The sequence below is a fragment of the Mesorhizobium sp. M2A.F.Ca.ET.067.02.1.1 genome, assembly GCF_004023285.1.
GTDB lineage: Bacteria > Pseudomonadota > Alphaproteobacteria > Rhizobiales > Rhizobiaceae > Mesorhizobium.
Genome location: NZ_RZSB01001235.1, coordinates 1 through 941, shown reverse-complemented (window position 1 = coordinate 941; position 941 = coordinate 1). Strand labels below are relative to the sequence as shown.

Genomic DNA, 941 nt, shown 5'->3' with positions numbered 1-941 from the left:
GCTCGATGATAGCCCTCGGTCAAGGAGCAGACATGGGCAGCGCCGACTTCATATTGATGATCAACCTCGCCGTCGCCGGGCTGCTGGCGGCGGCGTTCATGGCGATTGCCGTGTATGGCACCGGGCGCGCGTCGGCGCGTTGGCTTGCCTTCAGCTACCTGCTCGGCATGGCTTATTTCGGCATCGAATTCAGCATCCCCTCCTTCTCGGACGCCCGGTTGCCGGTCGTTGCCGCCTTTGCCGTGTTCCTCGGCGCGACCATCGCTTTCAATGGCGGGTTGGCCCATAAATACGGCGTGCGGCCGCCATGGGCGCCGATGCTGTGCTTCCTGGTCGTCGCGTCGGCCGCCGTCTATCTGGTGCAGGACCTGCCGCGCCAGTCGCTGGCGCGGATGATGGCCTACCAGCTTCCTTATGCCGCCATGCAGTTCGCGGCGCTCGGCATCGTGCTGTCCTCCCGGCAGAGGCTTGCATGGCTGGACCATGTGCTCGCGCTGGTGCTTGGCGCCAGCGCCGTGCAATTCGCCTCCAAGCCATTCATCGCCGGCGCGCTGGGTGGCTGGGGCGCCAATCCGCAGGCCTATGTGCAGACGGCTTACGCGCTGGTGTCGCAATCGCTCGGCACCGTGTTCGGGCTGGCGCTGGCGCTGCTTGCGCTCGCCGTGCTGGTACGCGACGCGCTCAGCGAGGCGACCTCGAAATCGGAAACCGACGCTTTGTCGCGGCTGCTCAACCGCGGCGGCTTCGAGCGCCACGCGGTCTTTGCGATGCGCGACGCCGTCCGCCGCGGCGTGCCGGTGGCGCTGGTGATCGCCGATCTCGACTATTTCAAGAGCATCAACGACAGTTATGGCCATGCCTGCGGCGACCGCGTCATCGAGACATTCGCCGGCTTCCTGCGCGAGGCCGCGGCCGAGCACCATGTCGCCGCAGGCATGGCC

The 941-nt window shown here is 66.7% G+C and carries 1 protein-coding gene; it reads left to right on the top strand.

The window, feature by feature from the left end:
- Positions 1–32 precede the first annotated feature (32 nt).
- Positions 33–941: GGDEF domain-containing protein (locus EOA28_RS37000; protein WP_148671168.1), on the top strand; the 909-nt coding region annotated here is incomplete at its 3' end.